Annotated in this window: 21 protein-coding genes; 14 read left to right on the plus strand and 7 right to left on the minus strand. The window is 74.2% G+C overall.

Annotated elements, in window-relative coordinates:
- The first annotated feature begins 175 nt into the window (after positions 1-175).
- The 3 genes from BLW86_RS20735 to BLW86_RS20745 are packed head-to-tail and all read left to right on the plus strand — an operon-like array spanning position 176 to position 3,569.
- Positions 176-1,417, plus strand: a complete 1,242-nt coding sequence (locus tag BLW86_RS20735) for an APC family permease (RefSeq protein WP_093875413.1) — start codon at positions 176-178, stop codon at positions 1,415-1,417.
- Between the two features lie 28 nt (positions 1,418-1,445).
- On the plus strand, positions 1,446-2,795 hold the full coding sequence (locus BLW86_RS20740) for a lysine N(6)-hydroxylase/L-ornithine N(5)-oxygenase family protein (protein ID WP_093875414.1): 1,350 nt from the start codon (positions 1,446-1,448) through the stop codon (positions 2,793-2,795).
- A gap of 45 nt (positions 2,796-2,840) precedes the next feature.
- Positions 2,841-3,569, plus strand: coding sequence for a pyridoxamine 5'-phosphate oxidase family protein (locus BLW86_RS20745; RefSeq protein WP_093875415.1), 729 nt, complete (start codon positions 2,841-2,843; stop codon positions 3,567-3,569).
- A gap of 282 nt (positions 3,570-3,851) precedes the next feature.
- On the opposite strand, the gene BLW86_RS20750 is transcribed toward BLW86_RS20745, so the two are convergent.
- Complete coding sequence (locus tag BLW86_RS20750) at positions 3,852-4,235, minus strand: DUF6479 family protein (protein ID WP_093875416.1); 384 nt, start codon at positions 4,233-4,235, stop codon at positions 3,852-3,854.
- Between the two features lie 176 nt (positions 4,236-4,411).
- Here BLW86_RS20750 and BLW86_RS20755 point away from each other — a divergent pair, with 176 nt between their 5' ends.
- Positions 4,412-4,921, plus strand: a complete 510-nt coding sequence (locus BLW86_RS20755; protein ID WP_093875417.1) for a SigE family RNA polymerase sigma factor — start codon at positions 4,412-4,414, stop codon at positions 4,919-4,921.
- Positions 4,922-4,994: 73 nt separating this feature from the next.
- The gene (locus BLW86_RS20760; RefSeq protein WP_093875418.1) at positions 4,995-6,305 is read left to right on the plus strand and encodes a hypothetical protein; all 1,311 of its coding nucleotides are present in this window, start codon (positions 4,995-4,997) and stop codon (positions 6,303-6,305) included.
- Between the two features lie 66 nt (positions 6,306-6,371).
- On the opposite strand, the gene BLW86_RS20765 is transcribed toward BLW86_RS20760, so the two are convergent.
- Positions 6,372-8,063: a bifunctional 3'-5' exonuclease/DNA polymerase gene (locus tag BLW86_RS20765; RefSeq protein WP_093875419.1), complete on the minus strand. Its 1,692-nt coding sequence runs from the start codon at positions 8,061-8,063 to the stop codon at positions 6,372-6,374.
- A gap of 386 nt (positions 8,064-8,449) precedes the next feature.
- On the minus strand, positions 8,450-9,694 hold the full coding sequence (locus BLW86_RS20770) for a helix-turn-helix transcriptional regulator (protein ID WP_093875420.1): 1,245 nt from the start codon (positions 9,692-9,694) through the stop codon (positions 8,450-8,452).
- Positions 9,695-9,836: 142 nt separating this feature from the next.
- On the opposite strand from BLW86_RS20770, the gene BLW86_RS20775 reads away from it, so the two are divergent.
- Positions 9,837-10,763: an NADP-dependent oxidoreductase gene (locus BLW86_RS20775; protein WP_093875421.1), complete on the plus strand. Its 927-nt coding sequence runs from the start codon at positions 9,837-9,839 to the stop codon at positions 10,761-10,763.
- A 34-nt stretch (positions 10,764-10,797) separates the two neighbouring features.
- Entirely contained in the window at positions 10,798-11,343 is a 546-nt protein-coding gene (locus BLW86_RS20780; protein WP_093875422.1) for a GNAT family N-acetyltransferase, read from the plus strand.
- Positions 11,344-11,762: 419 nt separating this feature from the next.
- Here the strand turns inward: BLW86_RS20780 and BLW86_RS20785 are convergent, their stop codons facing one another.
- The 3 genes from BLW86_RS20785 to BLW86_RS20795 all read right to left on the minus strand — a co-directional run bounded on the left by BLW86_RS20785 (position 11,763) and on the right by BLW86_RS20795 (position 15,592).
- A complete protein-coding gene (locus tag BLW86_RS20785) occupies positions 11,763-13,859 on the minus strand; it encodes an ABC transporter permease (RefSeq protein ID WP_093875423.1) in 2,097 nt (698 codons plus the stop codon).
- Positions 13,853-14,683, minus strand: coding sequence for an ABC transporter ATP-binding protein (locus BLW86_RS20790; RefSeq protein ID WP_093875424.1), 831 nt, complete (start codon positions 14,681-14,683; stop codon positions 13,853-13,855). Before BLW86_RS20790 ends, BLW86_RS20785 begins: the two co-directional genes overlap by 7 nt.
- An 87-nt stretch (positions 14,684-14,770) precedes the next feature.
- A complete protein-coding gene (locus BLW86_RS20795) occupies positions 14,771-15,592 on the minus strand; it encodes an NAD(P)H-binding protein (RefSeq protein ID WP_093875425.1) in 822 nt (273 codons plus the stop codon).
- A gap of 93 nt (positions 15,593-15,685) precedes the next feature.
- On the opposite strand from BLW86_RS20795, the gene BLW86_RS20800 reads away from it, so the two are divergent.
- From BLW86_RS20800 to BLW86_RS20820, 5 genes are all read left to right on the plus strand, one after another.
- Positions 15,686-16,078 (plus strand): winged helix-turn-helix transcriptional regulator, encoded by a 393-nt coding sequence (locus tag BLW86_RS20800; protein WP_093875426.1) that lies wholly within the window; start codon positions 15,686-15,688, stop codon positions 16,076-16,078.
- Positions 16,054-17,196, plus strand: coding sequence for a DUF2786 domain-containing protein (locus BLW86_RS20805; RefSeq protein WP_093875427.1), 1,143 nt, complete (start codon positions 16,054-16,056; stop codon positions 17,194-17,196). The genes BLW86_RS20800 and BLW86_RS20805 overlap by 25 nt, the downstream gene beginning before the upstream one ends.
- 612 nt (positions 17,197-17,808) lie before the next feature.
- Complete coding sequence (locus BLW86_RS20810; protein ID WP_093875428.1) at positions 17,809-19,887, plus strand: FUSC family protein; 2,079 nt, start codon at positions 17,809-17,811, stop codon at positions 19,885-19,887.
- Between the two features lie 77 nt (positions 19,888-19,964).
- Complete coding sequence (rpmG, locus tag BLW86_RS20815; RefSeq protein WP_093875429.1) at positions 19,965-20,129, plus strand: 50S ribosomal protein L33; 165 nt, start codon at positions 19,965-19,967, stop codon at positions 20,127-20,129.
- Between the two features lie 197 nt (positions 20,130-20,326).
- Positions 20,327-20,539 carry a DUF397 domain-containing protein gene (locus BLW86_RS20820; protein WP_063992029.1) on the plus strand — a complete coding sequence of 71 codons (213 nt, stop codon included), beginning with the start codon at positions 20,327-20,329 and terminating at the stop codon, positions 20,537-20,539.
- 60 nt (positions 20,540-20,599) lie between these two features.
- On the opposite strand, the gene BLW86_RS20825 is transcribed toward BLW86_RS20820, so the two are convergent.
- Positions 20,600-21,109, minus strand: coding sequence for an ATP-binding protein (locus BLW86_RS20825; protein WP_093875430.1), 510 nt, complete (start codon positions 21,107-21,109; stop codon positions 20,600-20,602).
- Positions 21,110-21,449: 340 nt separating this feature from the next.
- Between BLW86_RS20825 and BLW86_RS20830 the strand changes: the two genes are divergently transcribed.
- Positions 21,450-22,322 (plus strand): helix-turn-helix domain-containing protein, encoded by an 873-nt coding sequence (locus BLW86_RS20830; RefSeq protein WP_093875431.1) that lies wholly within the window; start codon positions 21,450-21,452, stop codon positions 22,320-22,322.
- A gap of 63 nt (positions 22,323-22,385) precedes the next feature.
- Positions 22,386-23,843 (plus strand): aldehyde dehydrogenase family protein, encoded by a 1,458-nt coding sequence (locus BLW86_RS20835; RefSeq protein ID WP_093875432.1) that lies wholly within the window; start codon positions 22,386-22,388, stop codon positions 23,841-23,843.
- Positions 23,844-23,914 lie beyond the last annotated feature (71 nt).

The raw sequence follows: 23,914 nt of genomic DNA on the forward strand, positions 1-23,914 counted from the left end.
CGACTGCCCACAACGGGGGCGGTGGGGCACCACCCCGGCGGGCGCAGTCCGCAACGGACGTGGGGGCGGGCGCCGCCCCAGCGGAACGCATGCCCACAACGGGGGGGCGGGGGCCCGCAGTGGGGCGTGTCGTCCCAGTCGAACGAATGCCCATCACTCACTCGAAGGTGACACCATGACCGATCTGCTGCAGCGGCCCGACGCCGCCCCCCGCAGCACCCTCGGCGTGCGCGCTCTCGTCGTGTTCTACGTCAGCAGCCTCGTCGGGACCGGCATCCTTCTGGTGCCGGGGCTGACGGAGCGGCAGGCCGGGCCCGCCGCGCTCCTCGCATGGCTGGCGCTGGCCCTCAGCTCGTACCCCTTCGCGCGTTTCTTCGCGGAGATGTCGGCCTGGCGTCCCGACGCCTCCGGCCTCGCCGCGATGGTGGAGGCCGGGTTCGGGCGCCGCCCGGGGCGGGCGGCGGCGTTGCTGCTGGTCGCCACGTACGTCATCGGGAATCCGGTGATGGGCATCGTGTCCGCCCGATGCCTGCTCGGGCTGCTCGGCCGGCCCGAAGGCCCCGTGTACCCGATCGCGATCGGTTTCATGGCGCTGTCCGCCGCGTTCACGCTGCTCGGGCTCACGGCAGGCGCCCGCGTGCAGACCGCGGCGCTGCTCGTGCTGCTGCTCGGCCTCGGTGGTGCCGTGGTGCTCGCGGTGCCGCGTTTCGAGGCGGCGGAGTACACCCCGTTCCTCACGCACGGCTGGGGCGGCGTCGGCATCGCCGTCGTCACCGCCTTCTTCTCCTTCCTCGGCTGGGAGAACGTCTCGACCCTCGCCGAGCAGGTCGACGACCCCGCCCGCAGCTACCGGCGGGCGATCCGCTGGGCGGTGCCGATCGTCGGGCTGCTCTACGCGGCGGTGACGGCCGCCTACCTGGCGGTCCCCGGTGACGAGCCCGTCGTCATCACCGCCCTGCTCGGCGCCTCGCTCGGCGACGGCGGTGCGATCGCCGGTGACCTCCTCGCCCTCGGCCTCGCGGTGGTCGCCACCAACGCCTGGGTGCTCGGCGCCACCCGGGTCGTCCGGGCCGCCGCCCGCGAGCGGATCCTGCCGCCCTCCCTGGCCGACCGCCCGGTACGGGCGACCGTCGTGCTGGCCCTCGCCTACGCGGCCGTCCTCGGCGCCCTGACCGTCACGGGGACCGGCGAGGAGCTGGTGCTCGTCGTCACCAGCAGCGCGTTCCTGCTGCTGTACGTGGCCGCCGCCGCGGCCGCCCTGCGGGCGCGCGGCACCGGCCGTGCCCTGCGCGCGACGGCCGTCGTGACCCTGGTGATCGCGGCCGTCTTCCTCTCCTTCGCCGGTACGGGCCTGCTGTTCGCCCTGCTCCTCGCCGCCGGCTGCGTCGCCCTCGCCGGACGCCCGCGCACCTCCTGAACCCCTCGCTACCGAAAGGCACTTCGCCATGAACGAGACCGTGAACGAGACCGTGAACGAGACCACCCCCGTCTACGACGTCGTCGGTGTCGGCTTCGGGCCCGCCAACCTCGCCCTCGCGATCGCGATCGAGGAGTACAACGAGCAGGCCGCGCCCGACGAGCGGCTCACGGCCGTCTTCCTGGAGAAGCAGCCGAGCTTCGGCTGGCACCGGGGCATGCTGATCCCGGACGCCACCATGCAGGTCTCGTTCCTCAAGGACCTGGCCACGATGCGCAATCCGCGCAGCCGCTTCGGCTTCGTGCCGTACCTCCACGACCGGGGCCGCCTCGTCGACTTCATCAACCACAAGGTGCTGTTCCCGACCCGCGAGGAGTTCCACGACTACCTCCAGTGGGCCGCCGACGGCGTGGACCACATGGTCCGTTACGGCCTGGAGGTCACCGCCATCCGTCCGGCGGGAACGGCGGAGGCGTCGGGCCCCGTCGTCGAGGTCGACGTCGCCGCCTTCGGCGAGGCGGAGGCCGTCACGTACCGGGCGCGGAACCTCGTCGTCGGCACCGGCCTCGTGCCCCGGCTCCCCGAGGGCGTCGAGTCCTCCGAACGCCTCTGGCACAGCAGCGAGTTCCTGCACCGGCTCGCCGCGCTGCCCACCGACGAGCCGCGCCGCTTCGTCGTCGCCGGAGCCGGCCAGAGCGCCGCCGAGATCGCCGACCACCTGCACCGGACGTACGAGGGGGCCGAGGTCGTCGCCGTCCACACCCGGTACGGCTACAGCCCGGCCGACGACAGCCCGTACGCGAACCGGATCTTCGACCCGGCGGCCGTCGACCTCTACCACGGTGCCGAGCCGTCCGTCCGCCGGGCGCTCATGGACTACCACCGCAACACCAACTACGGCGTCGTCGACATGGATCTCATCGAGGAGCTCTACCGCCGCTCGTACCAGGAGAAGGTGCGCGGCGAGCAGCGGCTGCGGATCCTCGGCGTCACCCGGCTCACCGAGGTCGAGGAGGGCCCCGACGGCGTCCGCGTCCAGGTGCGTAACCTCGCGACGGGCGAGACGGAGACGATGGACGCGGACGCGGTCGTCTACGCCACCGGCTACTCCGAGCCCGACCCGGCCCGGCTGCTCGGCGAGCTCGACGCCGCCTGCGCGCGGGACGAGGACGGCCGGCTGCGGGTGCGCCGCGACTACCGGGTGCAGACGGCGCCGGAGGTGGAGGCCGGGATCTATCTGATGGGCGGCACCGAGCACTCGCACGGCATCACGGCCAACCTGCTGTCGATGGCCGCCGTCCGGGCCGGCGAGATCTGCGACTCCCTGGCCGCCCGCCGCCGTTCCGACAGGCGGGCGCCGGTGGCGGTGACCGGCTGATCCCCCGTACAACACTCTCCACCCACACTTTGACGAGAGGGCACCATGAGCACCACCACCCCCACGGAGGCCGGCGACGAGCTGTCCGTCACCGAGCGGACCCGGCTGCGCCGGATGCGTCACAAGGGGAGCCACCGGCGGGCCGACCTGGACGCGGTGCTCGCCGCGGGCTTCCTCTGCCACCTCGGCGTCACCGTCGACGGCACGACGACGGTGGTGCCCACCGCGTACGGGGTGGACGGCGACCGGCTCTACCTGCACGGTTCGGTCGCCAGCCGCAGCCTGGTCCAGGCCCCCGACACCACCGTCTGCGTCACGGTCACGCACGTCGACGGCCTCGTCCTCGCCCGTTCCGTCTTCGAGCACGGGGTCAACTACCGCTGCGCGATGATCTACGGCGTTCCCGAGATCGTCACCGACCCGGAGGAGAAGCTCCGCGGCCTGCGGGCCCTGACCGAGCAGAGCTCGCCGGGCCAGTGGGAGTACGCGCGGCAGCCGAGCCGCAAGGAGCTGGCCGCGACCGCGGTGCTCGCGCTCGACCTCACCGAGGCCTCGGTGAAGACCGCCGGCGGGCCGCCGGACGACGGCGAGTCCGAGGACGCGGCGCTCGGTCTGTGGGCGGGGGTGCTCCCGGTGGTGACCACCTTCGGCGAGCCGGTCACGGACCCGATCCTCCCGGCGGACTTCGCCCCGCCGGCCCACATCGCCTCGCGCGCGGGCCGCGTCCTGGGCGGGGACCCGGCGGGCGACCCCGCGGGCGCCGTCCGGGCGTAGCGGGGGTCGGGGAGGGGCCGGACCAGGCCGTACGGGGCCGCCCGGGACCGCACGAAGGCGCCCGGGCCGCCCGGGACCGCACGAAGGCGCCCGGGCCGGGCGGGGCCGTACGAAGGCGCCCGGGCCGGGCGGGGCAGGATCGAGCCGGACAGGGCCGGAGCCCCACGGGGCCGGACCAAGCCCAGCCGCGTGTGCGGCTGGGCTTTTCCTGCGTCCGGGCCCGCCTCCGGCGGCCGGGCCGGGGCCGTGTCCGGGCGGCCGGTCCGGGGTCCGTGTCCGGGGTCAGTCGCCGTGTCCGGTGCCTCCGCTGCCGAAGCCTCCGCTGGAGATGCCGCCCCACTTGCGCTTCTCCTCGGACGGCGGGTCGGACGAGGTCTCCGTGCCGCCGTTCTTGAGCTGGTAGGGCATGAGCCGGTGCTCGCCGTCGGTCTGCGGCATCTCGGCCGGCTTGCGGTATTCGGACGTCTCGCCGGGGAGCGCCCCGGTGTCGGGCCGGTGGGGCTGCTCCTCCGGCTTCGGGGGCTCGGGTTCGCGGTTGCGGACCCGGTAGCCGTACCAGAAGGCCCCGATGAGGACGGCCACGAGGACGAGACCACCGAGGACCTGCCCCATACCTGACTGCCAGACTCCAGCGGCCAGGTTCTCTGCTGCGCTGAGAGTGTTCATACCAAAAGGATTACCCGATTCCGCTTCTTCGAATACGCCGAGCGGCCATCCTCTGGGAATCCCCTCCGAACTCTCCGATTTCGCTGAAACATCTTGGCTGAAACATTTCCGCGCCCCCATCGCGTCAATGAGGTGTACGGCGGCCACGCCACGTGACCGCGAGGGAAAGGAGGGGCATGAGAAAGTCCCGCGCGGACGAGTTCCAGGAGTTCGCCTCCGCACGCACGGGGCACCTGTTCCGCTCGGCGTGCCTGCTGACCAGCGGCGACACGCATCTCGCCGAAGACCTCACCCAGGAGACGCTCGGCCGGATGTACGCCCTCTGGGGCCGCGTGACCCGGATCGGGAACCCCGCCGCGTACGCCCAGACCGTGCTCGTCCGCACGTTCCTCAGCCACCAGCGGCGCCGCTCGGCCACCGAGCGGCCCCTCGGCGAGCTGCCCGACCGCGCGCCCGAGCACGGCGAGGACCCGGCGCTGCGGGTCGCGCTGCTCGACGCGCTGGCCGCGCTGGCGCCGAAGGACCGGGCGGTCGTGGTGCTGCGCTACTGGGAGGACCGCAGCATCGAGGAGACCGCCGAGGCCCTGCACGTCAGCTCCGCCGCGGTACGCACCCGCTCGGTGCGCGCGCTCGCGAAGCTGCGGGAACGGCTCGGCGGCAGCCTCGTCGCCTTCGCCACCCGCTGAACACGACACAGCTCCCAGTACTTCTCGCCCATCTCAGTACTTCTCGTCCACGACCGGAGACGGTGATCTCGGCATGCCCCAGAACGAAGGATCCCAGCACGACGGAGCCTCGCACGAGCGCTTCGAGGAGGAGCTCGGCGCGGTCCTGCGCAGCACCGGTGACGGCTTCGCCGTCGACGACCGGCGCGAGCTGGTCGCGGGCGGGCTCCGGCGCGGCCGGCGCCGCCTGGTGCGCCGCCGCCTCGCGGTGACCGGCGGCGTCGTCGCGCTCGCCGCCGTCGGCATCGGCGGCGCCTACGGCGGTTCGCTGCTCGGCCCCGCCGGGCAGGCGACGACGACCTCCGTGGCGGCGCCCCCGCAGCCCGGCCAGGCCAACGGCACCGGCACCGGCGCCCGCACCGGCAAGAAGCCCTTCGCCCAGCCGCAGATCCCGGTGAAGGACATCGCCGCCGTCCTCAAGGCCCACACCCCGGCCGGGCAGTGGCGGTTCGACGACCTGGACGGCAAGGGCCAGTCCGCCACCGGCGTCTACGACGACGGCCGCGGCGAGGCGGGCGTCAGCGTCGGCCTCTACCGGGCCGGCGAGACCGCCGAGTCCGGCATCGACCAGGTCATGTGCCCCGACAGGGCCCTCGTCCCCTTCGACTCCTGCACCAGCGAGCGGCTGCCGGGCGGTGACCGGCTCATGGTGTTCCAGGGGTACGAGTACCCCGACAAGCGCGAGGAGACCAAGAACTGGCGGGCGGTCCTGCTCACCAAGGACGGGATCGTGATCGACGCGAGCGAGTACAACGCCGCCGCCGAGAAGGGCGCCGCGATCAGCCGCGAGACCCCCCCCTTCAGCCCCGCCCAGCTGAAGGCCCTCGTCACGGCCGACGCCTGGGGGCCGCTCCTGCGGCAGCTCCCCGAGCTGCCCAAGTCCCCCGAGGGCCCGGGCCGGGCGCCCTCCGTGCCGAGCGCGGCCGCCGTCCAGGCCACCCTGCGCTCCCTGCTGCCCGGCGGCGTCACCGTCGAGTCCCACGGCGGCGGGGACGGCCACGGCTACGTCGTCGTCGACGACGGCAAGGGCGCGAGCCTCGTCGGCGTCGACGTCCAGCCCCTCCCCGGGGACGGGATCGAAGGCCTCTTCACCGGCGCCGGCGTCGTCACCCTGCCCGGCGGCACCAAGGTCAGGTCCACGCAGCAGGCCGGCGAGAAGGGCGGCGCCGGGGTCGTCTGGTGGAGCGTCGACACCCTGAGCCCGAAGGGCTTCCGGGTCAGCGTCTCCGCCTTCAACTCGGGCGCGCAGCACGAGGCCGCCACGCGCGCCGAGCCCGCGCTGACGATGGAGCAGCTGAAGGCGATCGCGCTGAGCCCGAAGTGGCGGAAGCTGCCGCTGAAGTAGGAAGACCAGGATGATCATCGGTGGTGGTACGGGACGGGGGACCGTACCGCCACCGTCCCGTCCGGCCTACTTCGCGTCCGCGTACCGCTCGACCGTCGCCGTCGTGAACGGGAACCGGACCGGCGTCTCCCCGAACGCGATCCGCCCGGCCTCGTCCCCGGCCGCCCGGATCGCCTCCGTCACCGCCTCCGCCTCCTCCGCCGGACAGTGCACGATCACCTCGTCGTGCTGGAAGAACACCAGCTCGGCCCGCATCCCGGAGAGCGAGCGCCGCAGCGCGGCCAGCATCAGCAGCGCCCAGTCGGCGGCGCTGCCCTGCACGACGAAGTTACGGGTGAACCGGCCGCGCGCCCGCGCGTTCCCCGAGGCGTATCCGGGGACGAACTCGCCGCCCTCCCGCTCCGGTTCGCCGACGTCCTGCGGGAGCCCTGCCTCCTCGTCCCCGTCCGAGCCGACCGCCCGCGGGCTGGTCCGGCCCAGCCAGGTCCGCACCAGCCGGCCCTCCTCGCCCGCCTTCGCCGCCTCGTCGACATAGGCCACCGCCCGCGGGAAACGGCGCCGCAGCGCCGCCAGGTTCTTCAGGCCGTCACCGCTCGTCTGCCCGTAGATCGCGCCGAGCAGCGCGAGCTTCGCGTGGCCGCGGTCGCCGGAGAAGGCCCGGTCGGAGAGCCGGGTGTAGAGGTCGTCGGGGTGCCCGGCGACCTCCATCAGACCCGGGTCGCGGGAGATCGCGGCGAGGACGCGCGGCTCCATCTGATCGGCGTCGGCCACCACCAGCCGCCAGCCCTCGTCGGCGACCACCGCCCGCCGGATCACCTTCGGGATCTGCAGGGCGCCGCCGCCGTTCGTCGTCCAGCGCCCGCTGACCGTGCCGCCCGGCAGGTACTCCGGCCGGAAGCGGCCGTCCCGCACCCAGTCGGCCAGCCACGACCAGCCGTGCGCCGTCCAGATCCGGTACAGCTTCTTGTACGCGAGGAGGGGCTCCACCGCCGGGTGGTCCAGCTCGGCGAGCTCCCAGCGGCGCGTGGACCTGACCCGGATCCCGGCCTGCGCGAAGGCCTTCACCACATCGGCCGGCAGATCCGGCCGGACCCGCCGGCCGAAAGCCGCCGACACCTCGTCCGCGAGCTCCGCGAGACGGCGCGGCTCGCCCCCGCCCGCGTACCGCTCGCCGAGCAGCTCGCCCAGCAGCTCCCGGTGCACGTCCGCCCGCCACGGCAGCCCGGCCCGGTGCATCTCGGCGGCCACCAGCATCCCCGCCGACTCGGCGGCCGTGAGCAGCCGCATCCTGCCCGGATGCTCCGCCCGGTCATGGCGGCGCAGCTGCTCCGCGTAGACCGCGAGGAGACCGTCGAAGGGCACGGAGACCGTGGGGCGCGGCTCGAAGAGCGAGTCCTGCGAACCGGGCTCGGCGGCGCGCTGCGGCGGATCGGGCGGTACGGGGGCGTTCCGCAGGCGCGCCCAGGCGGCGGCGGCCGACCGGGGCTCGCCGAGCCGGCCCTCGTGGCCCAGGAGGAGCTGCTCGGCGTCCTCCACGTCGTAGCACCGCTCGACGCGGACGCCGGCGGCGAGCAGCCGGGGATAGACCTCGGCCGTCGACCGCCACACCCAGCGGGCCACTTCGGGCCGCGCCCGCACGGCCGCCACCAGGTCCGGCTCGCGCCGCGCCTCGCCTGCGGGCAGCCCGTCCGGACCGAGGGGCACGAGCAGTGCTCCGTCCCCTTCGGCCTCGGCCGCCAACGCCCACCTCTCACCCATACCCGCGAGTCTGACAGCCCCCACTGACACCCCCCTGGACCACGCCCGCGGGGCGGCACCCACCCGCGGGGCGTGCCCACGCCCACCGGCCGACGCCCCTGCCCACCCCCGTGCGGGCCGCACCCGCCGGGCGGTTCCCACCCGCCCGTGTGGGCTGCGCCCGCCGGGTGGTGCCCTTCCCGCCGCCCCTGCCCGTGTGGGCAATCGTCCCGCTCGAGCAGGGGGGACCCCCTCGCCCCAGCGGAACGATTGCCCACAACGGGGTGGGCGAAGGGGGTGGGCACCGCGCCGGTGGAGCAACTGCCCACAACGGGGTGGGCGGGCGTGGGGGTGGGTGCCGCCCCGGCGGAACGGGGGCGCCGGGGGCGCGGCCCGCGCCGGGCCGGTTATGCCGCCGCGTGGAAGAGGGCCGCCGCCTCGCCCCGTGAGTCGACCCCCAGCTTGTTCAGGATGTTCGCGACGTGGAACTTCACCGTGGACTCGCTGATGTGCAGCTCCTGCGCGATCCGCCGGTTCCGGTGCCCGAGCGCCAGGTGCCGCAGTACCTCCACCTCCCGGTCGCCGAGCCCGGTCAGCGGGTGGGCGGCCTCGACGGGCGCCTCGGGGGTCGCGAGGGGGATGACGGCCGTGATGGTCGTGCCCCAGCCGGGGACCGCGTCCATGTCGAGCCGTCCGCCGAGCACGTCGAGCCGGTCCCGGATCGTTCCGGCGCCCAGGTCGCAGGGGGCGAGCGCGCCGGCGCCGTCGTCCCGCACGGACGCCCGCAGTTCGTGTTCGGTCAGCTGCCAGCCGACGTGGACGCGCTGCACGGAGTCCTGTTCCAGGACGATCAGGAGCAGCGACCGGACGATGGCCCGCGCGCTGTGGGCGACGTCCGCCGCGAGCGAGCGCGTCGAGTCGGGCGCGCCCAGTTCGAGCCGGACCTTGCTGTGCCGGAGCATCGGCCGCAGTTCGCCGGCGAGCCGCTCGAAGGCGTCCTGTGCGGGCTCCTCCGCGAGCGCCCGGTCCCGCCGCTGTTCGGCCCGCATCTCGATCAGCGCGGACGCGGCCAGGTCGGTGGCGGTGGTGCGGGCGGTCGTGTCGTCGAGGACCCGGCTGCGGAGCACCCCGAGGACGCCGGAGAGCGCCGCCGCGTGCGCGCCGGTGAGTTCGGCGATGACCCGGGCCCGGGTGTCGGCGGCGGCCCGTGAGCGGGCGAGCGCGCCCGGCACGGCTTCCGTCGCGAACCGGTCGAAGTGCCCGGTGACCAGGTCCCACAGCGCCTGCGCCACGGTGAGCGCGGCCGCGTCGACGGGGGCGGCGCCGTCCTCCCGTACGAGCACGAGGACCGCCCCGCGCCGGGTCGCGTGACTGGTGACGGCGACGACCTCGCGCTCGCGGCCGCCGATCGTCGCGCGGCCCTGCCAGGGGGCGTCGGGGACGCCGGCCGCGAGCAGCGGGGTCAGTTCGGCGGCGGTCATCAGCTCCGTACCGCCGAGTGCCTTGAAGGGGGAGTGGGCGCAGTGGGTGGAGAGTTCGGCCGCGTCGACGTGCGGGACGAGCGGGGCGAGGGCGGCCGAGACCTCGGGGAGGATCTCCCCGAGCGGCTGCCGGATGATCTCGTACGCGGTGGTCAGCGTGGACGCGTCCATGCGGTGCAGCCTAGTGCGGGGCGGCCAGGTGACGGCCCGTCTTTCGGCCAGGTGGGACTGGCCGTTGGACGGGCGGGGAACCGGTGCCCGGCAGCGCAGTCTTGAGGCATCCAAGATCGAACGGGCAGCAGCGGAGGCTGAGATGGAAGCGATCGTGTACGAGGAGTTCGGCGGCCCCGAGGTGCTGCGCCACGAGACCGGCGTCGCGAAGCCGGAGCCCGGCCCCGGCGAGGTCCGGGTCAAGGTGGCGGCGGTCGGGGTCAACCCGGTGGACTGGAAGCGCCGTCACGGCTGGGTCGAGGCGTTCTACCCGACCACCTTCCCCGCCGTCCCGGGCCTGGAGTTCGCCGGCACCGTCGACGCGCTCGGCGAGGGCGTCACCGACCTGGCCGTCGGCGACGAGGTCCTCGGCTGGACGAAGACCGGCGCCTACGCCGAGTACGCCATCGCCGGCACCGTCGCCCCCAAGCCCGCCGGGCTCTCCTGGGAGGCCGCCGCGAGCCTCCCGGTGGCCGGCGAGACCGCCCAGCGCGTCCTGGACCTGCTGCGGGTGCGGGAGGGCGAGACCCTGTTCCTGCACGGCGCGGCCGGCGTCGTCGGCTCGGTGGCCGTCCAGCTCGCGGTCGCGGCCGGGATCACCGTGATCGGCAGCGCCTCGGAGTCCAACCACGCCTACCTGCGCGAACTCGGCGCGATCCCCGTCACGTACGGGGACGGCCTCGCCGACCGGGTCCGCGCCGCCGCCCCGGAGGGCGTCGACGCGGTCTTCGACGCGGCCGGGCACGGCGTGCTGCCGGTCGCCATCGAACTGCTCGGCGGCGGCGACGCGGCGAAGGAGCGGATCGTGACGATCGCGGCGACGGACGCGGAGGAGCACGGCATCGTCTTCTCCGGCGTCACGGGCGACCCGGACGACGTGCGGCGCGGCCTCGTCGCCCAGGCCCGCCTGGCGGTGGAGGGCGCGCTCACGGTCCGCCTGGCCGAGGCGCTGCCGCTGAAGGAGGCGGCCCGCGCCCAGGAGTCGAGCGAGTCGGGTCATGTACGCGGCAAGATCGTCCTGATCCCGTAGCATCCCTCCCTCCCGACGGAGGAGTGTGACGCGGATGTACGCGATGTCCCTGGGTGACGACGGCGCGGAGCTGCGCCCGCTGGAACCGTGGCAGGCCGAGGAGTTCCTCGCGCACATGGACCGGGGACGGGAGTTCATCGGCGCGCGCAACGGCCTCCCCGACGTCGTGACGGACCTGGAGTCGAGCAGGGCGTTCCTCCGTGCGTACGCGGAGAAGGCGGCGACCGACACGGGCCGGATCCACGGCATCTGGTCCGACGGCACGCTCGTCGGCGCGGTGATCCTCCGGAGGCTCGACCTGGAGGGCTCCTACGCCGAGGCGGGCTGCTGGCTGGAGCCGGCGGGCGTCGGCAAGGGCCTGGTGACCCGGGCGGCGCGGGCGCTCATCGACTGGGCGATCCGGGTACGGGGCATCCACCGGGTGGAGTGGGTGGTGTCCTCCGACAACGAGCCCAGCATCGCGGTGGCGCGGCGGCTGGGGATGACGCGGGACGGCGTCCTGAGGGGCAGCTACGCGTACCGGGGCACCCGGCACGACGAGGAGATCTGGTCGATCCTGTCCCCGGACTGGCCCGCCTAGCCGCGGCGCCCCGCCCCTGAGCCCAGGGGGCGGCGCCCCGTGTGTGCCTCGCCCCCGGGCGGCGCCCACCCCCCGCGCCCGCCGTTGTGGGAGCGCCCGCTGGGACGGTGCCCGACGGGACGGCGCCCGCCCCTCCTGCCCCCGTTGTGGGCATGCGTTCCGCCGGGGCGAGGGGGACCCCCTCGCCCCAGCGGGACGACTGCCCACACGGGCGGGGGCGCCGTCGGGCGGGCGAAGCACACGCGGAGGGCCGCGCAGCGGGCGCGGCCCCGCGGCGGGGCGTCCGCCCGCCCCCACGGGGGTGGGGCGGGCGGACACCCACGGGCGCCGGCCGTGCGGACACCCCGCACGCGCACGCGGGCAGGGGCGGTGACCCGGCTCCGACCCCGGTCACCGCCCCGTCGTCCCACCATGGCCGCTCAGCGCGTGAGGCGCCACGCGGGGAGCGCCGCCGCCGCGACCGCGACCGTCGCGCAGGTGCCCGCAGCCGCGCCGATCACCGTCCACGGCAGGGCCAGGACCACGGGCGCCGAGAGGGCCGCGAGGCCCGCTCCCAGGGCGCCCAGGACGACACCCGTCACCACCAGGCCGAGCCCCGTGCCGATGGCGACGGCGAGCGCCGCCTCGCCCGTCACGACCCGCAGGATCTGCCCGCGGGTGGCTCCGGCGAGCCGCAGCGAGGCCAGTTCCCCGCCTCGTACGGAGGTCGCCATCAGTAGGGTGTTGGCGAGGCCGATCACCGTGTAGACGAGGGCGATGCCGAGGACCAGGATCATGCCGAGCCGGTTCTGCGGGTTGCCGCCCGGTCGGCGCTCGGGCGAGACGGTTCCGCCGCTCGCCTCCAGGGCCCGGACCGTCGCCGTCCCGCCCCCGCGCGCGTCGATCCGGTCGAGGGCGGAGCCCGGCGCGTTCGCCCGGGTGACGTAGGGCCCGTTGTCGCCGGTCCCGAGCGCGAGGACGGCCGCGACCCGGAGTCGTACCGGACCGCTTCCGTCCGCCCGCCACACCTCCACCGTCTCGCCGACCCGGTGCCGCTCGAACTCCTCGTTGACGACGATCGACCGGTCGTCCAGGTCCCGCAGGTCCCCGGCGACCACCGGCAGCCGGGCGAGCTCCGCGAACGCGGCCGGGTCGGCGACCGCCCGCGCCCCGTACTTCACGACGGCCTCGGCCCCGTCCCGTACGAAGACGGAGGTCGCCCCGGTGGCGGAGAGGACGGCCCCGGCCGACGCCGTCACGGGGCTCAACTCCTTCCCGCTCACCACGTACTGAGCGGCTGTCTGCTCCCGCGCCTCCGCCTCCTTCGCGCGCGTGACGCTCGTCGCCGAGCCGAACAGCGTCCCGGCGAGTGCCACGGTCACGAGGACGGGCGCGGCGACGGCGGCGGTGCGGCGGACGGCGGCCGCGCTGTTCTCCCGTACGAGCGTCCCCACCGCCCCGCGGCCCGACGGCAGCAGTCGGGCCACCGGCCGGACGAGGAGCGGCGAGAGGAGCGCGACGCCGGTGATCAGGAGCATCGGGAGGGTCGTGTACGTCTTCCGCTTGAGCAGCGCGGACGGCTCGGTGGCGCAGGTCCAGACGAGGAGCCCGAGCCCGGCCAGGAGCAGGCCCGTGCCGAGGACGGCCCGGCCGAGGGGCAGGGCGTCGGCGTCGACGTCCGCCTCCCGCAGCGCGGCCGTCGGTCCGACCTTCCCGGCCCGCCGGGACGCGGCGACGGCCCCGGCCAGCGCGACGGCCACGCCGGTCCAGAAGGCCGTGTGGAACGGCCAGGAGGCTCCGCCGATCGTGAACCACGCGGGCGCGAGGCCGCCGTCGACGAGGGTCCGGGCGAGGAGGGGCGCGCCGAGGGCGCCGAGCGCGCACCCGGCGGCGGAGGCGAGCACGCCGAGCACCGCCGCCTCGGCGAGGAGGAGCCGTCGGATCTGGCCGGGGGTGGCCCCGGCGGTCCGGAGGAGCCCGAACTCGCGCCGGCGCAGCGCCACGGCGAAGGCGAAGGTGGAGGCGACGACGAAGACGGAGACGAAGGCGGTGACGCCGCCGGAGGTGCCGAGGAGGGCGTTGAGGGCGACGAGCGCGCGGGCGTCCCGTTCGGGGTCGGGGTCGGCCTGCGTGCGCTCGGCCCCGGTGAGGACCCGGGCGCGGCCGCCGACGAGCGCACGGACCTCGGCGGCGGGGGCGTCGACGCCGACGGCGTCGGGGCCGCCCGAAGCGGTGACGGTCCAGCGGGCGCGGAGCTCGCGGAGCACCCCGTCGTCCACAGGCTGTGGACGGTCGAGCCGCCGCTCCACCGGTACGGTGCCGGGCCCGCGCCGCACGTCCAGTGTCAGCCGGTCCTGGCCCTGGACGACGACGGGGGAGGCCGCGAACCGCTGGGGAGAACGCTCGGGCGCGTGAAAGGTGGCGGAGAGGCCGAGCCCCATGGTGACGAGCAGCCCGACACCGAGCGCGAGCGCGACGAACCCGCCGAGGAAGGAGGCCCAGCGGTCACGGAGCCCACGGAAGAGGACGCTCAGCACGAGGAACCTCCCGCCGACGCGCCCGCACGACCACGCACGGCACCGACGCGACCCGTACCCGCGCCACTCCTGCCCCCGCCTCCGCCCGTGTCCGCCCCGCCCCCGCCCGTCTCCAAGGCCGTCATCCGTGCCGTGACCGACTCCACCGTCGGGTCCGTCAGTTCGCCCGCGAGGCGTCCGTCGACCAGGAAGACCACGCGGTCCGCGCGGGACGCCGCCACCGGGTCGTGGGTGACCATGACGATCGTCTGGCCGTCGCGGTCGACGAGGCCCCGCAGCATGTCGAGGACCTCACGGCTCGTCGTCGAGTCGAGCGCGCCGGTCGGTTCGTCGCCGAAGAGGACGGCGGGCCGGGTGATCAGCGCGCGGGCGATCGCGACCCGTTGCTGCTGGCCGCCGGACAGTTCGCCGGGCCGGTGCCGCTCCCGGCCGACGAGCCCCACGCGCGCGAGGGCCTCCCGTACCTCCGTACGGGACGGGCGGCGGCCGGCGAGCCGGAGCGGGAGGGCCACGTTCTGCGCGGCGGTCAGGGAGGGCAGCAGGTTGAAGGACTGGAAGACGAAGCCGATCCGGTCCCGCCGCAGCAGCGTGAGGCGCCGCTCGCTCAGCCCGTCCAGGGCGACGCCACCGACCTCCACGGTCCCCGAGGTGGGCCGGTCGAGCCCGGCGGCGCACTGGAGGAGCGTGGACTTGCCGGAGCCGGAGGGCCCCATGACGGCGGTGAAGGTCCCGGTGCGGAAGTCGAGGTCGACGCCGTCGAGGGCGTGGACGTCCCGGTGGTGCCGGGTGAGCCGGCGGAGCCGTACGGCGGCGTTCGAGGTCATGGCTCAAGCGAACCGTCTCGGCCCGCCCCGATCACGACCACCAGCGGGCGTCCCGGGGGTATGCCTGGCCCTACCCCCGGGCCGGGCTCACCCCTCCCGTACCGCCTTCACGAACACGTCCAGCGCGTCGAGGGGTTCGCGCCCGCCGAGCAGCGCGCGCAGGTCGCCGCGCTCCACGCCCGTACCGTCCATGAAGCCGTGGGCGATCGCCGAGTACGTGCTCGCCAGCATCGGCACCTGGAAGGGCACGGCCCCGGAGGCGGCGATCGCGGCGCGGGCCTCCGCGAGCGTGCCGGGGGCGTACTCGGCGCCGAGGGCCGCCGCCAGGTCGGCGCCGCCGAGGGGACGCTCGCCGACGAGCTCGTACACCCGGCCGCGGTGGGCGGCCGGGTCCGTGGCGACGGAGACGGCGATGTCGGCGAGGTCCGCGCGGGCGACGGCGGCGAGACGGCCCTCGCCGAGGGGGCCGGTGATGCGGTTGTCGGCGTCGGGGACGGCGATCCACGTCAGGAGCTCGGCGTACAGGCCGTTGCGGAGGATCGTCCAGTCGAGCGTCGTGGACCGCCGCAGCCGCCGCTCGGTCCAGCGGTGCGCGAGCGCGTACGTGAGGTGGTCGCCGTCGCCGGAGAGGCTGGTGTAGACGACGTGCCGGACGCCGGCGGCCTCGGCGGCGGAGATCGCGGCCTCGTGGCGGGCGATCACCACGTCGTCCTCCCCGTACCCGGCGGATATGAGGAGGAGGGTCTCCACGCCGGCGAAGGCCTCCGGGAGGGTCTCCGGGGCGTCGAAGTCGAGCGGGCGGGTGCCGGGGAGCCCGGCGCGGGTGCCGAGGACGACGTCGTCGCGACCGGCGAGCCGCTCGGCGACGAGGGAGCCGAGGGCGCCGGAGACGCCGGTGACGAGCAGCATGGATTCCCCCAGGGGACGTGACGGCTGAGACCATCGAGGACTGTCGAGGATCATCGTGACCGGACGGACAAGATCGCGGAAGGAGGCACATCGATGTCGGAAGGGCACACGGAGGTAACCACCGAGCCCCTGGTGAGCTGCGCCGAGGACTGCGGGGTGCGGGACGTCCAGGACCGGCTCGGCGACAAGTGGACGGTGCACGTCGTCGTCGAACTGGCGGCGGGACCACGGCGGTTCAGGGAGCTCCAGCGGCTCGTCACCGGCGTCTCGCAGCGGATGCTGACGCTCACGCTGCGCCGCCTCGAACGGGACGGGCTCGTCTCGCGGACGGTGTACCCGACGACCCCGCCGCAGGTGGAGTACGCGCTGACCGAGACCGGGCACAGCATGACCCACCTCATCAAGCAGCTGATCGACTGGTCGCTCGACCACCGTGCGATGATCGCCCGGTCGCGCGAGGAATGGGACGCGAGGGGCACGGCGTGAGCGGCGTCACCACCATCGACAAGGCCTTCGAGGCGCTGTACGCGAGCGACGACGGCTCCCTCGACACGGCGGCCTCACTGCTCGCCGCCGACCCGGGCGCGGACGCGGAACGGGACCGGCGGGGCGAGGAGTTCGTGCGGACGCTGTGGATACGGGGCTGGCAGCCGGCCGACCTCGTCCGCATGGCGCGCCGCGAGCTCGCGGACGAGCACGTACGGCTCCTCGCCGGGCTGATCAGGGCGGAGACGGCGGGCTACGAACGGCTCCCGCACCGCTGGCAGGCGCAGATCGACGAACTGGACACGGAGGAGGGGCGCCCGACGGACCGCTTCTCGCGGGCGACGACCGTCCTGGAGCTGTACCGGCTGCTCGTCCGGCTGCCGCGCCTGGACGCGGTGGGACCCGTCCCCGGGGAGGCCCTGCCGCCCGCGGCGGCGGGCGAGCCCCGGATGCTCACCCGGATCAGGGCGCTGCTCGCGAAGGCGGAGGCGACCGGATACCCGGAGGAGGCGGAGGCGCTCACGGCGAAGGCGCAGGAACTGATGGCCCGGCACAGCCTGGACGAGGCCACGCTCGCGGCGGGCGCGCCGTCCCCGGAGACGCCGGGCGCGATCCGGATCGGGGTGGAGCCGCCGTACGAGCAGGCGAAGGCGATCCTGCTCGACGCGGTGGCGACGGCGAACCACTGCCGGGCCGTGTGGAACGAGGCGTACGGCTTCTCGACCGTCGTCGGCTTCGAGGCGGACCTCGACCCGGTCGAGCTGCTCTACACCTCGCTCCTCGTCCAGGGCACGGCGGCGATGACGCGGGCGGAGGCGGAGCAGCGGGCGGGCGGCCGCAAGCGCACGAAGTCGTTCCGGCAGTCCTTCCTCCTCGCGTACGCGAACCGGCTCGGCGCCCGGCTCTCGGCGACGTCCCGGCGGGTGGCGGCCGAGGCCCCGACGCTCCTCCCGGCCCTCGCGTCGCGCGAGGTCGCGGTCACGGCCCGCACGGACGAACTCTTCCCCGAGACGAGGGCGACGCGGGTGCGGGCGGCGTGGGACGAGGCGGGCTGGAACCACGGCGCGACGGCGGCCGACGCCGCGGGCCTCCACCCGAACCGCCCCCCCTTGCCGTAGCCCCACCACCCGCACGACGCCCCCACCCACCGGGCCGACACCCCGCCCACCGGGCCGACACCCCGCCCGCCCGGTGCGGGGTGCGCCCCCCGGGGCGGCGCCCCCGCCGTGTGGGCCGCGCTCCCCGGCCGGCGCCCCCGCCGCCGTGCGGGCTGCGGCCGCCGGGGCGATGCCCCCGCCCGCCCGCCGTGTGGGCAATCGTCCCGCTGGGGCGAGGGGGGTCCCCCCTGCTCGAGCGAAGCCGAGAGCTTGGGGGAGGGTGGGCACACGGGACGGCGCCCTTGCCGGGCCCAGGCTTCCGCGCCTGGACCCGCACCCGGCGTGCGGCGCCGTCGTGGGGTTGTGCCCACCCGTTCCGCCCCGCGGAACGCCTGCCCACAACCGGGGTCACGGGAGGTACGGTCCGCGACCGGGGCCACGGGAAGTGCGGCCCGCGACCAGGGTCACGGGAGCGCGGCCCACACCCGGGGCCACGGGACGCGCGGCCCACACCGGGTGGCCCTCAGGGCCGGGGGCGGTGCAGCCGCAGCGAGCGGGAAGCAGGCCCGGACAGCCGCCCGGATCGTAGGGTTAGCGACCGTTTCATCCGGGTTCGCGGATACGCTCTGGAGCATGAGCTGGCTCCGGGCGCTGAAGGAGACCGCCCGCTCCGGGCTCACCGTCGAGCGGCAGCGGCTCGAACCCGCCGTCGCGGCCCGAGGCGCCCTCGGCCTCGCCCTGGTCGTCGGCCTCTCCCTCGCCCTCTTCGGCCCCGCCGTCGCCGTGTCCTCCGCCTTCGGTGCCTTCCAGGCGGCCATCGCCACCTTCCAGCGTTCCTGGCGCCCCCGCCCCACCCTCGCCCTGGCCTCCGGCGCCAGCCTCGCCGTCTCGACGTTCCTCGGCTATCTCACGGGCGCCCACGAGGCCCTCTTCCTCGCCCTGCTGCTCTTCTGGACGTTCCTGTCGGGCCTGGCCTGGGCCGCGGGTCCGACCGCCGGCATCATCGCCTCCTCCAACGTGGCGATCATGCTGGTGACGGTCACGCTCCCGACCTCCGTCGCCACCGCCGCCGGCCACGCCGTCATGATCTTCGCGGGTGGTGTCGTCCAGGCCGTGCTCGTCGTCCTCCTTCCCGTGCGCCGCTGGGGCGCCCAGCGCGACGCCCTCGCGGACGCGCTCGCCGCGGAGGCGGACTACGCCCGTCGGCTGCGCCACGATCCGGTCGCCCCGTTCGATCCCGTACCGCTCATGACGGCGCGGAGCGCCGCCGCCGTGACGCCCCGCCAGGCCCGTACCCGCCCCGCGGAGCTGCACGGTGCGCGGGGGCTCGCGGAGCGGATCCGCCCGGTGCTCGCCTCGCTCGCGGACCCTGCGGTCGGCGTGCCGGAGGAGGGGCCGGAACGGGCCCGGGTGCGGGAGCTGCTGGCCGCGGCGGCCGAGGTCCTGGACGCCGCCGCGCACGCGATCCGGCACGGCGTGCCGGTGACGCTGCCGCCGGCCGCCCTCCGTACCCCGGACACCGACGCGATCCTCAAGGGTCCGTCCCGCCGGGCGGCCCTCCGCCTGACGGCCCTGCTCGGCGACGTGGTCGAGACGGCGGACCCCCGCACGGAGACGCCGGAGACGCCGGAGGCCGCGGGGGCCCCGGCAGGAGCGGGCACCCGTACCCGCCCCACCCTCCTCCAGCTCGTGCCGGTCGTCATCGCGGAGGTGCGCGCCGAGCTGCGCCCCGACTCCCCGGTCCTGCGGCACGCGGTCCGCGTCTCGGCGGTCACGGCCGCCGGCTATCTGCTGGGCACGTGGCTGCCCTTCGGGCACGGCTACTGGGCGCCGATGGCCTCGGTGATGGTGATGCGCCCGGACTTCTCGCAGACGTACGCGCGCTCGGTGGCGCGCTTCGGCGGCACCCTGGTCGGGGTGGCGCTGGCGACGGCGGTCGTCCGGTCGGCGCATCCGGGCACGTACCTGTCCGCCGCGCTCGCGGTGGTGTGCGCGTTCGGGATGTACCTGCTGATGCGGACGGGGTACGCGGCCGGGCAGACCTTCGTCTCCGCGTACGTCGTCTTCCTGCTCGGCATGGAGGGCGCGGGCCTGACCCAGACCGTACGGGAGCGGGTCCTGCTGACCCTGCTCGGCGGGGTCCTGGCGATGCTGTCGTACGCCGTCTACCCGGCCTGGGAGACGCCCCGGCTGCGCGGCCGGCTCGCGGACTGGCTGGCGTCGGTCGGCGCGTTCGCGGCCGTCGTCGCCGCGCGGTACGCCGATCCGGCCGGTCCGGCCAGCCCCGACGTGCGGGAGGCGCTCCTGAGGACCCGCGCGGCCCGGGTCGCCTGGCAGGAGGCGGTGGCCCGGGCGACCCACGAGCCGGTGCGGCACCGGGGGCTCTCGCACGCGGCGGTGGAGCAGGCCGAGCACGCGCTCGCGGAGTTCGGCCGGGTGGCGATGCTCCTGGAGGCGCATCTGCCGGAGCGCGGCGCCCCGCCCGTGCCCGCCGCGGCGGCCCTCGCCGAGTCCCTGCGCCGGTCGACGGAGCGGGGTGCGAAGGAGGTGCGGGAGCGCAGGGAGCCGCACTGGGACGACCTGCGCGAGACGGTCACGGCCTGGTCGGCGCAGCCGCCGGACCACTTCCTGCTCCACAAGGGCGCCGCCCTGCTCCTGGAGTGCCTGGAGGAGCTCACGACGGCCCTCATGGGGTCGGCGCGGCACGGATGAGCTCCTCGGGGGGAGGGTGACCCATCTCTCCTCCCCATTGTTGGCAATGGGATTCGTTTTCACTTACTCTGCATGGCATGGCACGCAATGAACTCCGCCCCGTCCTGAAGCTCCGGTCCACCGCGGGGACCGGATTCACCTACGTCACCCGCAAGAACCGCCGCAACGACCCCGACCGTCTCACCCTGCGCAAGTTCGACCCGGTCGCCGGCCGGCACGTCGACTTCCGAGAGGAGCGCTGACCTCCCCGCAGTCACGGCTCCGGTGGGGATACCCGCCGGTAGAACTCTCCGTCGCGTAGCCGCTACGCCACCCCCTGTGCACGTGCATCTGCTCATGCATCGGCATATGAACACAGCTATGATCCGAGGAAGTTGACACCTGCACCAAGCAACTCGGGGAGCTACCAGTGCATCATGCGCATCACGCGTACAACGGCATGGCGGCCACGGAGCTGCGAGGAGTCGTGTGGCAGAAGAGCCGGCACAGTAACTCCCAGGGATCCTGCGTGGAGTTCGCCAAACTGCCGGGGGGCGACGTCGCCGTGCGCAACTCGCGCCACCCCGACGGCCCCGCCCTCGTCTACACGCCCGCGGAGATAGAGGCACTCCTGCTGGGCGTCAAGGACGGGGAGTTCGACCACCTGGTGTGAGCGCGAAGGCATACGAGAAGGGCCCCGGCGTCATGCGCCGGGGCCCTTCCTTCGTACCGCTCACGAGGGCTGCTGGTCCGGTCCGATCCGGAACAGCGCCCACACCACCTTGCCCTGGAGTGTCCCGGCGAGCGGGTGCCAGCCCCAGCTGTCGCTGAACGAGTCCACCAGGAAGAGACCGCGTCCCGACTCGGCGGAGAAGTCCTCCTCGCCGCCGCGCGCCTCCGGGCTCTCCCGGCTGGGGTCGCGCACGGCGCACACCAGGCGCGAGGCCCAGCGCATCAGGTGCAGCCGGACCGGCGGGTTCTGGCCTTCTCCCTGCGGCGCGTCGGCGGGTACGGCGTGCCGCAGCGCGTTGGTGACGAGTTCGGAGACGACCAGGGCCACGTCGTCGAAACGCTCCGTCAGTTCCCAGCGGTCGAGCGTGGCACTGGTGAACTTGCGGGCCCCGCGCACGGCTTCGTACCGGGCGGGCAGGGCGCAGGAGGCGGAGGTGGAGACGGCGCCGGGATCGATCGGCGGAAGGCCCTGCCGTAACGGCTCGAGCACGGTCGATCCATTCGTCCCCATGCGAGGCACTCCCGGGAATCGCGACTGTGGTGCGACAACACGACAACACGAACGAGTACGCGGCTGCGCGGGCTCCATGGTTCCCAATGCGCCCACGGGATGCAAGGGCAGATGCACGTGCACGCGCCGGACCTGTCCGTCCCCGTGCCGAATCTGTGCATAAGTCGTCCACCCGATGAGGGGAACTTTCCGCGATCCGCGCGCACTGTGCCCACACTGTGCGCGCGGATGCCCGGAAGTCGCCGCCTTTCCGTAATCGAATGTGTACGCGCTGAAGCGTTTGATGGCAGAATCCGGGGCTCGACGGGGGCTCGACACCGTGAAGGGGAGGCGAAGAGCCGTGACCGCAGGCGAATCGAGCGGAGCGAGCGGGAGCGTGGTGCGGCGCATCCTGCTGGGCTCCCAGCTGAGGCGGCTGCGCGAGTCGCGCGGGATCACCCGCGAGGCTGCCGGTTATTCGATCCGTGCGTCCGAATCCAAGATCAGCCGTATGGAGTTGGGAAGGGTGAGCTTCAAGGCCAGGGACGTCGAGGATCTGCTCACCCTCTACGGGGTCGGGGACGAGGCCGAGCGCGGCGCGCTCCTCGGGCTCGCCCGCGAGGCCAACGTCGCCGGCTGGTGGCACAGCTTCGGCGACGTCCTGCCCGGCTGGTTCCAGACGTACATCGGCCTGGAGGGCGCCGCCTCCCTCATCCGCGTCTACGAAGTGCAGTTCGTCCACGGCCTGTTGCAGACCGAGGACTACGCCCAGGCCGTCGTCACCCGCGGCATGCCCGAGGCCTCGCGCGCCGAGATCGACCGCCGGGTCGCCCTGCGCCTGGAGCGCCAGAAGATCCTGGTCTCCGAGCGCGCCCCGCAGTTCCACGCCGTCCTCGACGAGGCCGCGCTGCGCCGCCCCTACGGCGACCGGTCGGTCATGCGGGGGCAGTTGAGGCACCTCATCGAGATCTCCGAGCACCCGGGCGTCACGCTCCAGATCATGCCCTTCAGCTACGGCGGTCATGCCGGCGAGAGCGGCGCCTTCACGATGCTGAGCTTCCCCGAGTCCGACCTCTCCGACGTCGTCTACCTCGAACAGCTCACCAGCGCCCTCTACCTCGACAAGCGCGAGGAGGTCGCCCAGTACCAGCGGGTGATGGAGAAGCTCCAGAAGGACGGTCCGGATCCGGCCGAAAGCCGGGACCTTCTCCGGGGGCTCCTCCAACTCTCCTGAGACGTCAGTACGATGACGCCACATCAGTCGCACTGCAGGTAGCGGGTAGAGGGGTCTTCAACCATGTCGCACTTCACCGACCTGGCCCACCAGTACATCGACGGCGAGTGGAAGCCCGGCAGCGGTTCGTGGGACATCATCGACTTCAACCCGTACACCGGGGAGAAGCTGGCGTCGATCACCGTCGCGACCGCCGACGAGGTCGACCGCGCCTACCGGGCCGCCGAGCGCGCCCAGACCGCGTGGGCCGAGACCAACCCGTACACCCGCCGGCTCGTCTTCGAGCGCGCACTGCGGATCGTCGAGGACCGCGAGGAGGAGATCGCCGAGACGATCGTCGCCGAGCTCGGCGGCACCCGGCTCAAGGCGGCCTTCGAGCTGCACCTCGCCAAGGAGTTCCTGCGCGAGGCGATCCAGCTGGCGCTGCGCCCCGAGGGCCGCATCCTGCCGTCCCCGGTGGACGGCAAGGAGAACCGGGTCTACCGCGTCCCGGTCGGTGTCGTCGGCGTCATCTCCCCCTTCAACTTCCCCTTCCTCCTCTCGATCAAGTCGGTCGCGCCCGCGCTCGCGCTGGGCAACGCCGTCGTCCTCAAGCCGCACCAGAACACCCCGATCTGCGGCGGCACGCTGGTCGCGAAGGTCCTGGAGGAGGCCGGTCTGCCGGCCGGCCTGCTGAACGTCGTGGTCACCGACATCGCCGAGATAGGCGACGCGCTCCTGACCCACCCGGTCCCGAAGGTCATCTCCTTCACCGGCTCCGACAAGGTCGGCCGCCACGTCGCCACGGTCTGCGCGCAGAACTTCAAGCACGCCGTGCTCGAACTCGGCGGCAACAGCGCCCTGATCGTCCTCGACGACGCCGACGTCGACTACGCGGTGGACGCGGCCGTCTTCAGCCGCTTCGTGCACCAGGGCCAGGTCTGCATGGCCGCCAACCGCATCCTGGTGGACCGCACCCTGGAGGAGGAGTTCACCGAGAAGTTCGTGGCGAAGGTGAAGACCCTCCGCGTCGGCGACCCGGCCGACCCCGCCACCCACATCGGCCCCCTCATCAACTCCCAGCAGGCGGAGTCCGTCTCCTCGCTCGTCGACCAGACGGTGGCGGCCGGCGCGACGGCCCTGCTGCACGGCACGGTCGACGGCAACCTCGTCTCCCCGTCCGTCCTCACCGGCCTCGCCGCCGACGCCCCGGTCCTGAGCCAGGAGATCTTCGGCCCGGTCGCGCTGATCGTCCCCTTCGACGGCGAGGAGGAGGCCGTACGGATCGCCAACGACACGCCGTACGGGCTCAGCGGCGCCGTCCACACCGGGGACGTCGAGCGGGGCGTACGGGTCGCCAAGCGCATCCACACCGGCATGATCCACATCAACGACGGCACCGTGCACGACGAGCCGATCGTGCCCTTCGGCGGCGAGAAGCACTCGGGCGTGGGGCGGCTCAACGGCGAGGCGATGGTGGAGGTCTTCACCACCCAGAAGTGGATCTCGATCCAGCACGGCCGCAGCCGCTTCCCGTTCTGATCCCTCCCGATCCGCTCTTTAGGACAGTCTCTGTCCGCAAGGGTCCGTAGCGTGTTCCGTGTCGAAGAAGC

It is taken from the genome of Streptomyces sp. TLI_105 (assembly GCF_900105415.1).
Classification (GTDB): domain Bacteria; phylum Actinomycetota; class Actinomycetes; order Streptomycetales; family Streptomycetaceae; genus Streptomyces.

Coding starts and splice junctions, on each gene's coding strand:
- rpmG (WP_093875429.1), top strand. CDS start 19,965: ATGGCACGCAATGAACTCCGCCCCGTCCTGAAGCTCCGGTCCACCGCG.
- BLW86_RS20750 (WP_093875416.1), bottom strand. CDS start 4,235: ATGAACACTCTCAGCGCAGCAGAGAACCTGGCCGCTGGAGTCTGGCAG.
- BLW86_RS20780 (WP_093875422.1), top strand. CDS start 10,798: ATGTACGCGATGTCCCTGGGTGACGACGGCGCGGAGCTGCGCCCGCTG.
- BLW86_RS20745 (WP_093875415.1), top strand. CDS start 2,841: ATGAGCACCACCACCCCCACGGAGGCCGGCGACGAGCTGTCCGTCACC.
- BLW86_RS20740 (WP_093875414.1), top strand. CDS start 1,446: ATGAACGAGACCGTGAACGAGACCGTGAACGAGACCACCCCCGTCTAC.
- BLW86_RS20820 (WP_063992029.1), top strand. CDS start 20,327: ATGGCGGCCACGGAGCTGCGAGGAGTCGTGTGGCAGAAGAGCCGGCAC.
- BLW86_RS20760 (WP_093875418.1), top strand. CDS start 4,995: ATGCCCCAGAACGAAGGATCCCAGCACGACGGAGCCTCGCACGAGCGC.
- BLW86_RS20825 (WP_093875430.1), bottom strand. CDS start 21,109: ATGGGGACGAATGGATCGACCGTGCTCGAGCCGTTACGGCAGGGCCTT.
- BLW86_RS20755 (WP_093875417.1), top strand. CDS start 4,412: ATGAGAAAGTCCCGCGCGGACGAGTTCCAGGAGTTCGCCTCCGCACGC.
- BLW86_RS20835 (WP_093875432.1), top strand. CDS start 22,386: ATGTCGCACTTCACCGACCTGGCCCACCAGTACATCGACGGCGAGTGG.
- BLW86_RS20805 (WP_093875427.1), top strand. CDS start 16,054: ATGGGACGCGAGGGGCACGGCGTGAGCGGCGTCACCACCATCGACAAG.
- BLW86_RS20735 (WP_093875413.1), top strand. CDS start 176: ATGACCGATCTGCTGCAGCGGCCCGACGCCGCCCCCCGCAGCACCCTC.
- BLW86_RS20810 (WP_093875428.1), top strand. CDS start 17,809: ATGAGCTGGCTCCGGGCGCTGAAGGAGACCGCCCGCTCCGGGCTCACC.
- BLW86_RS20775 (WP_093875421.1), top strand. CDS start 9,837: ATGGAAGCGATCGTGTACGAGGAGTTCGGCGGCCCCGAGGTGCTGCGC.
- BLW86_RS20800 (WP_093875426.1), top strand. CDS start 15,686: ATGTCGGAAGGGCACACGGAGGTAACCACCGAGCCCCTGGTGAGCTGC.
- BLW86_RS20770 (WP_093875420.1), bottom strand. CDS start 9,694: ATGGACGCGTCCACGCTGACCACCGCGTACGAGATCATCCGGCAGCCG.
- BLW86_RS20795 (WP_093875425.1), bottom strand. CDS start 15,592: ATGCTGCTCGTCACCGGCGTCTCCGGCGCCCTCGGCTCCCTCGTCGCC.
- BLW86_RS20765 (WP_093875419.1), bottom strand. CDS start 8,063: ATGGGTGAGAGGTGGGCGTTGGCGGCCGAGGCCGAAGGGGACGGAGCA.
- BLW86_RS20790 (WP_093875424.1), bottom strand. CDS start 14,683: ATGACCTCGAACGCCGCCGTACGGCTCCGCCGGCTCACCCGGCACCAC.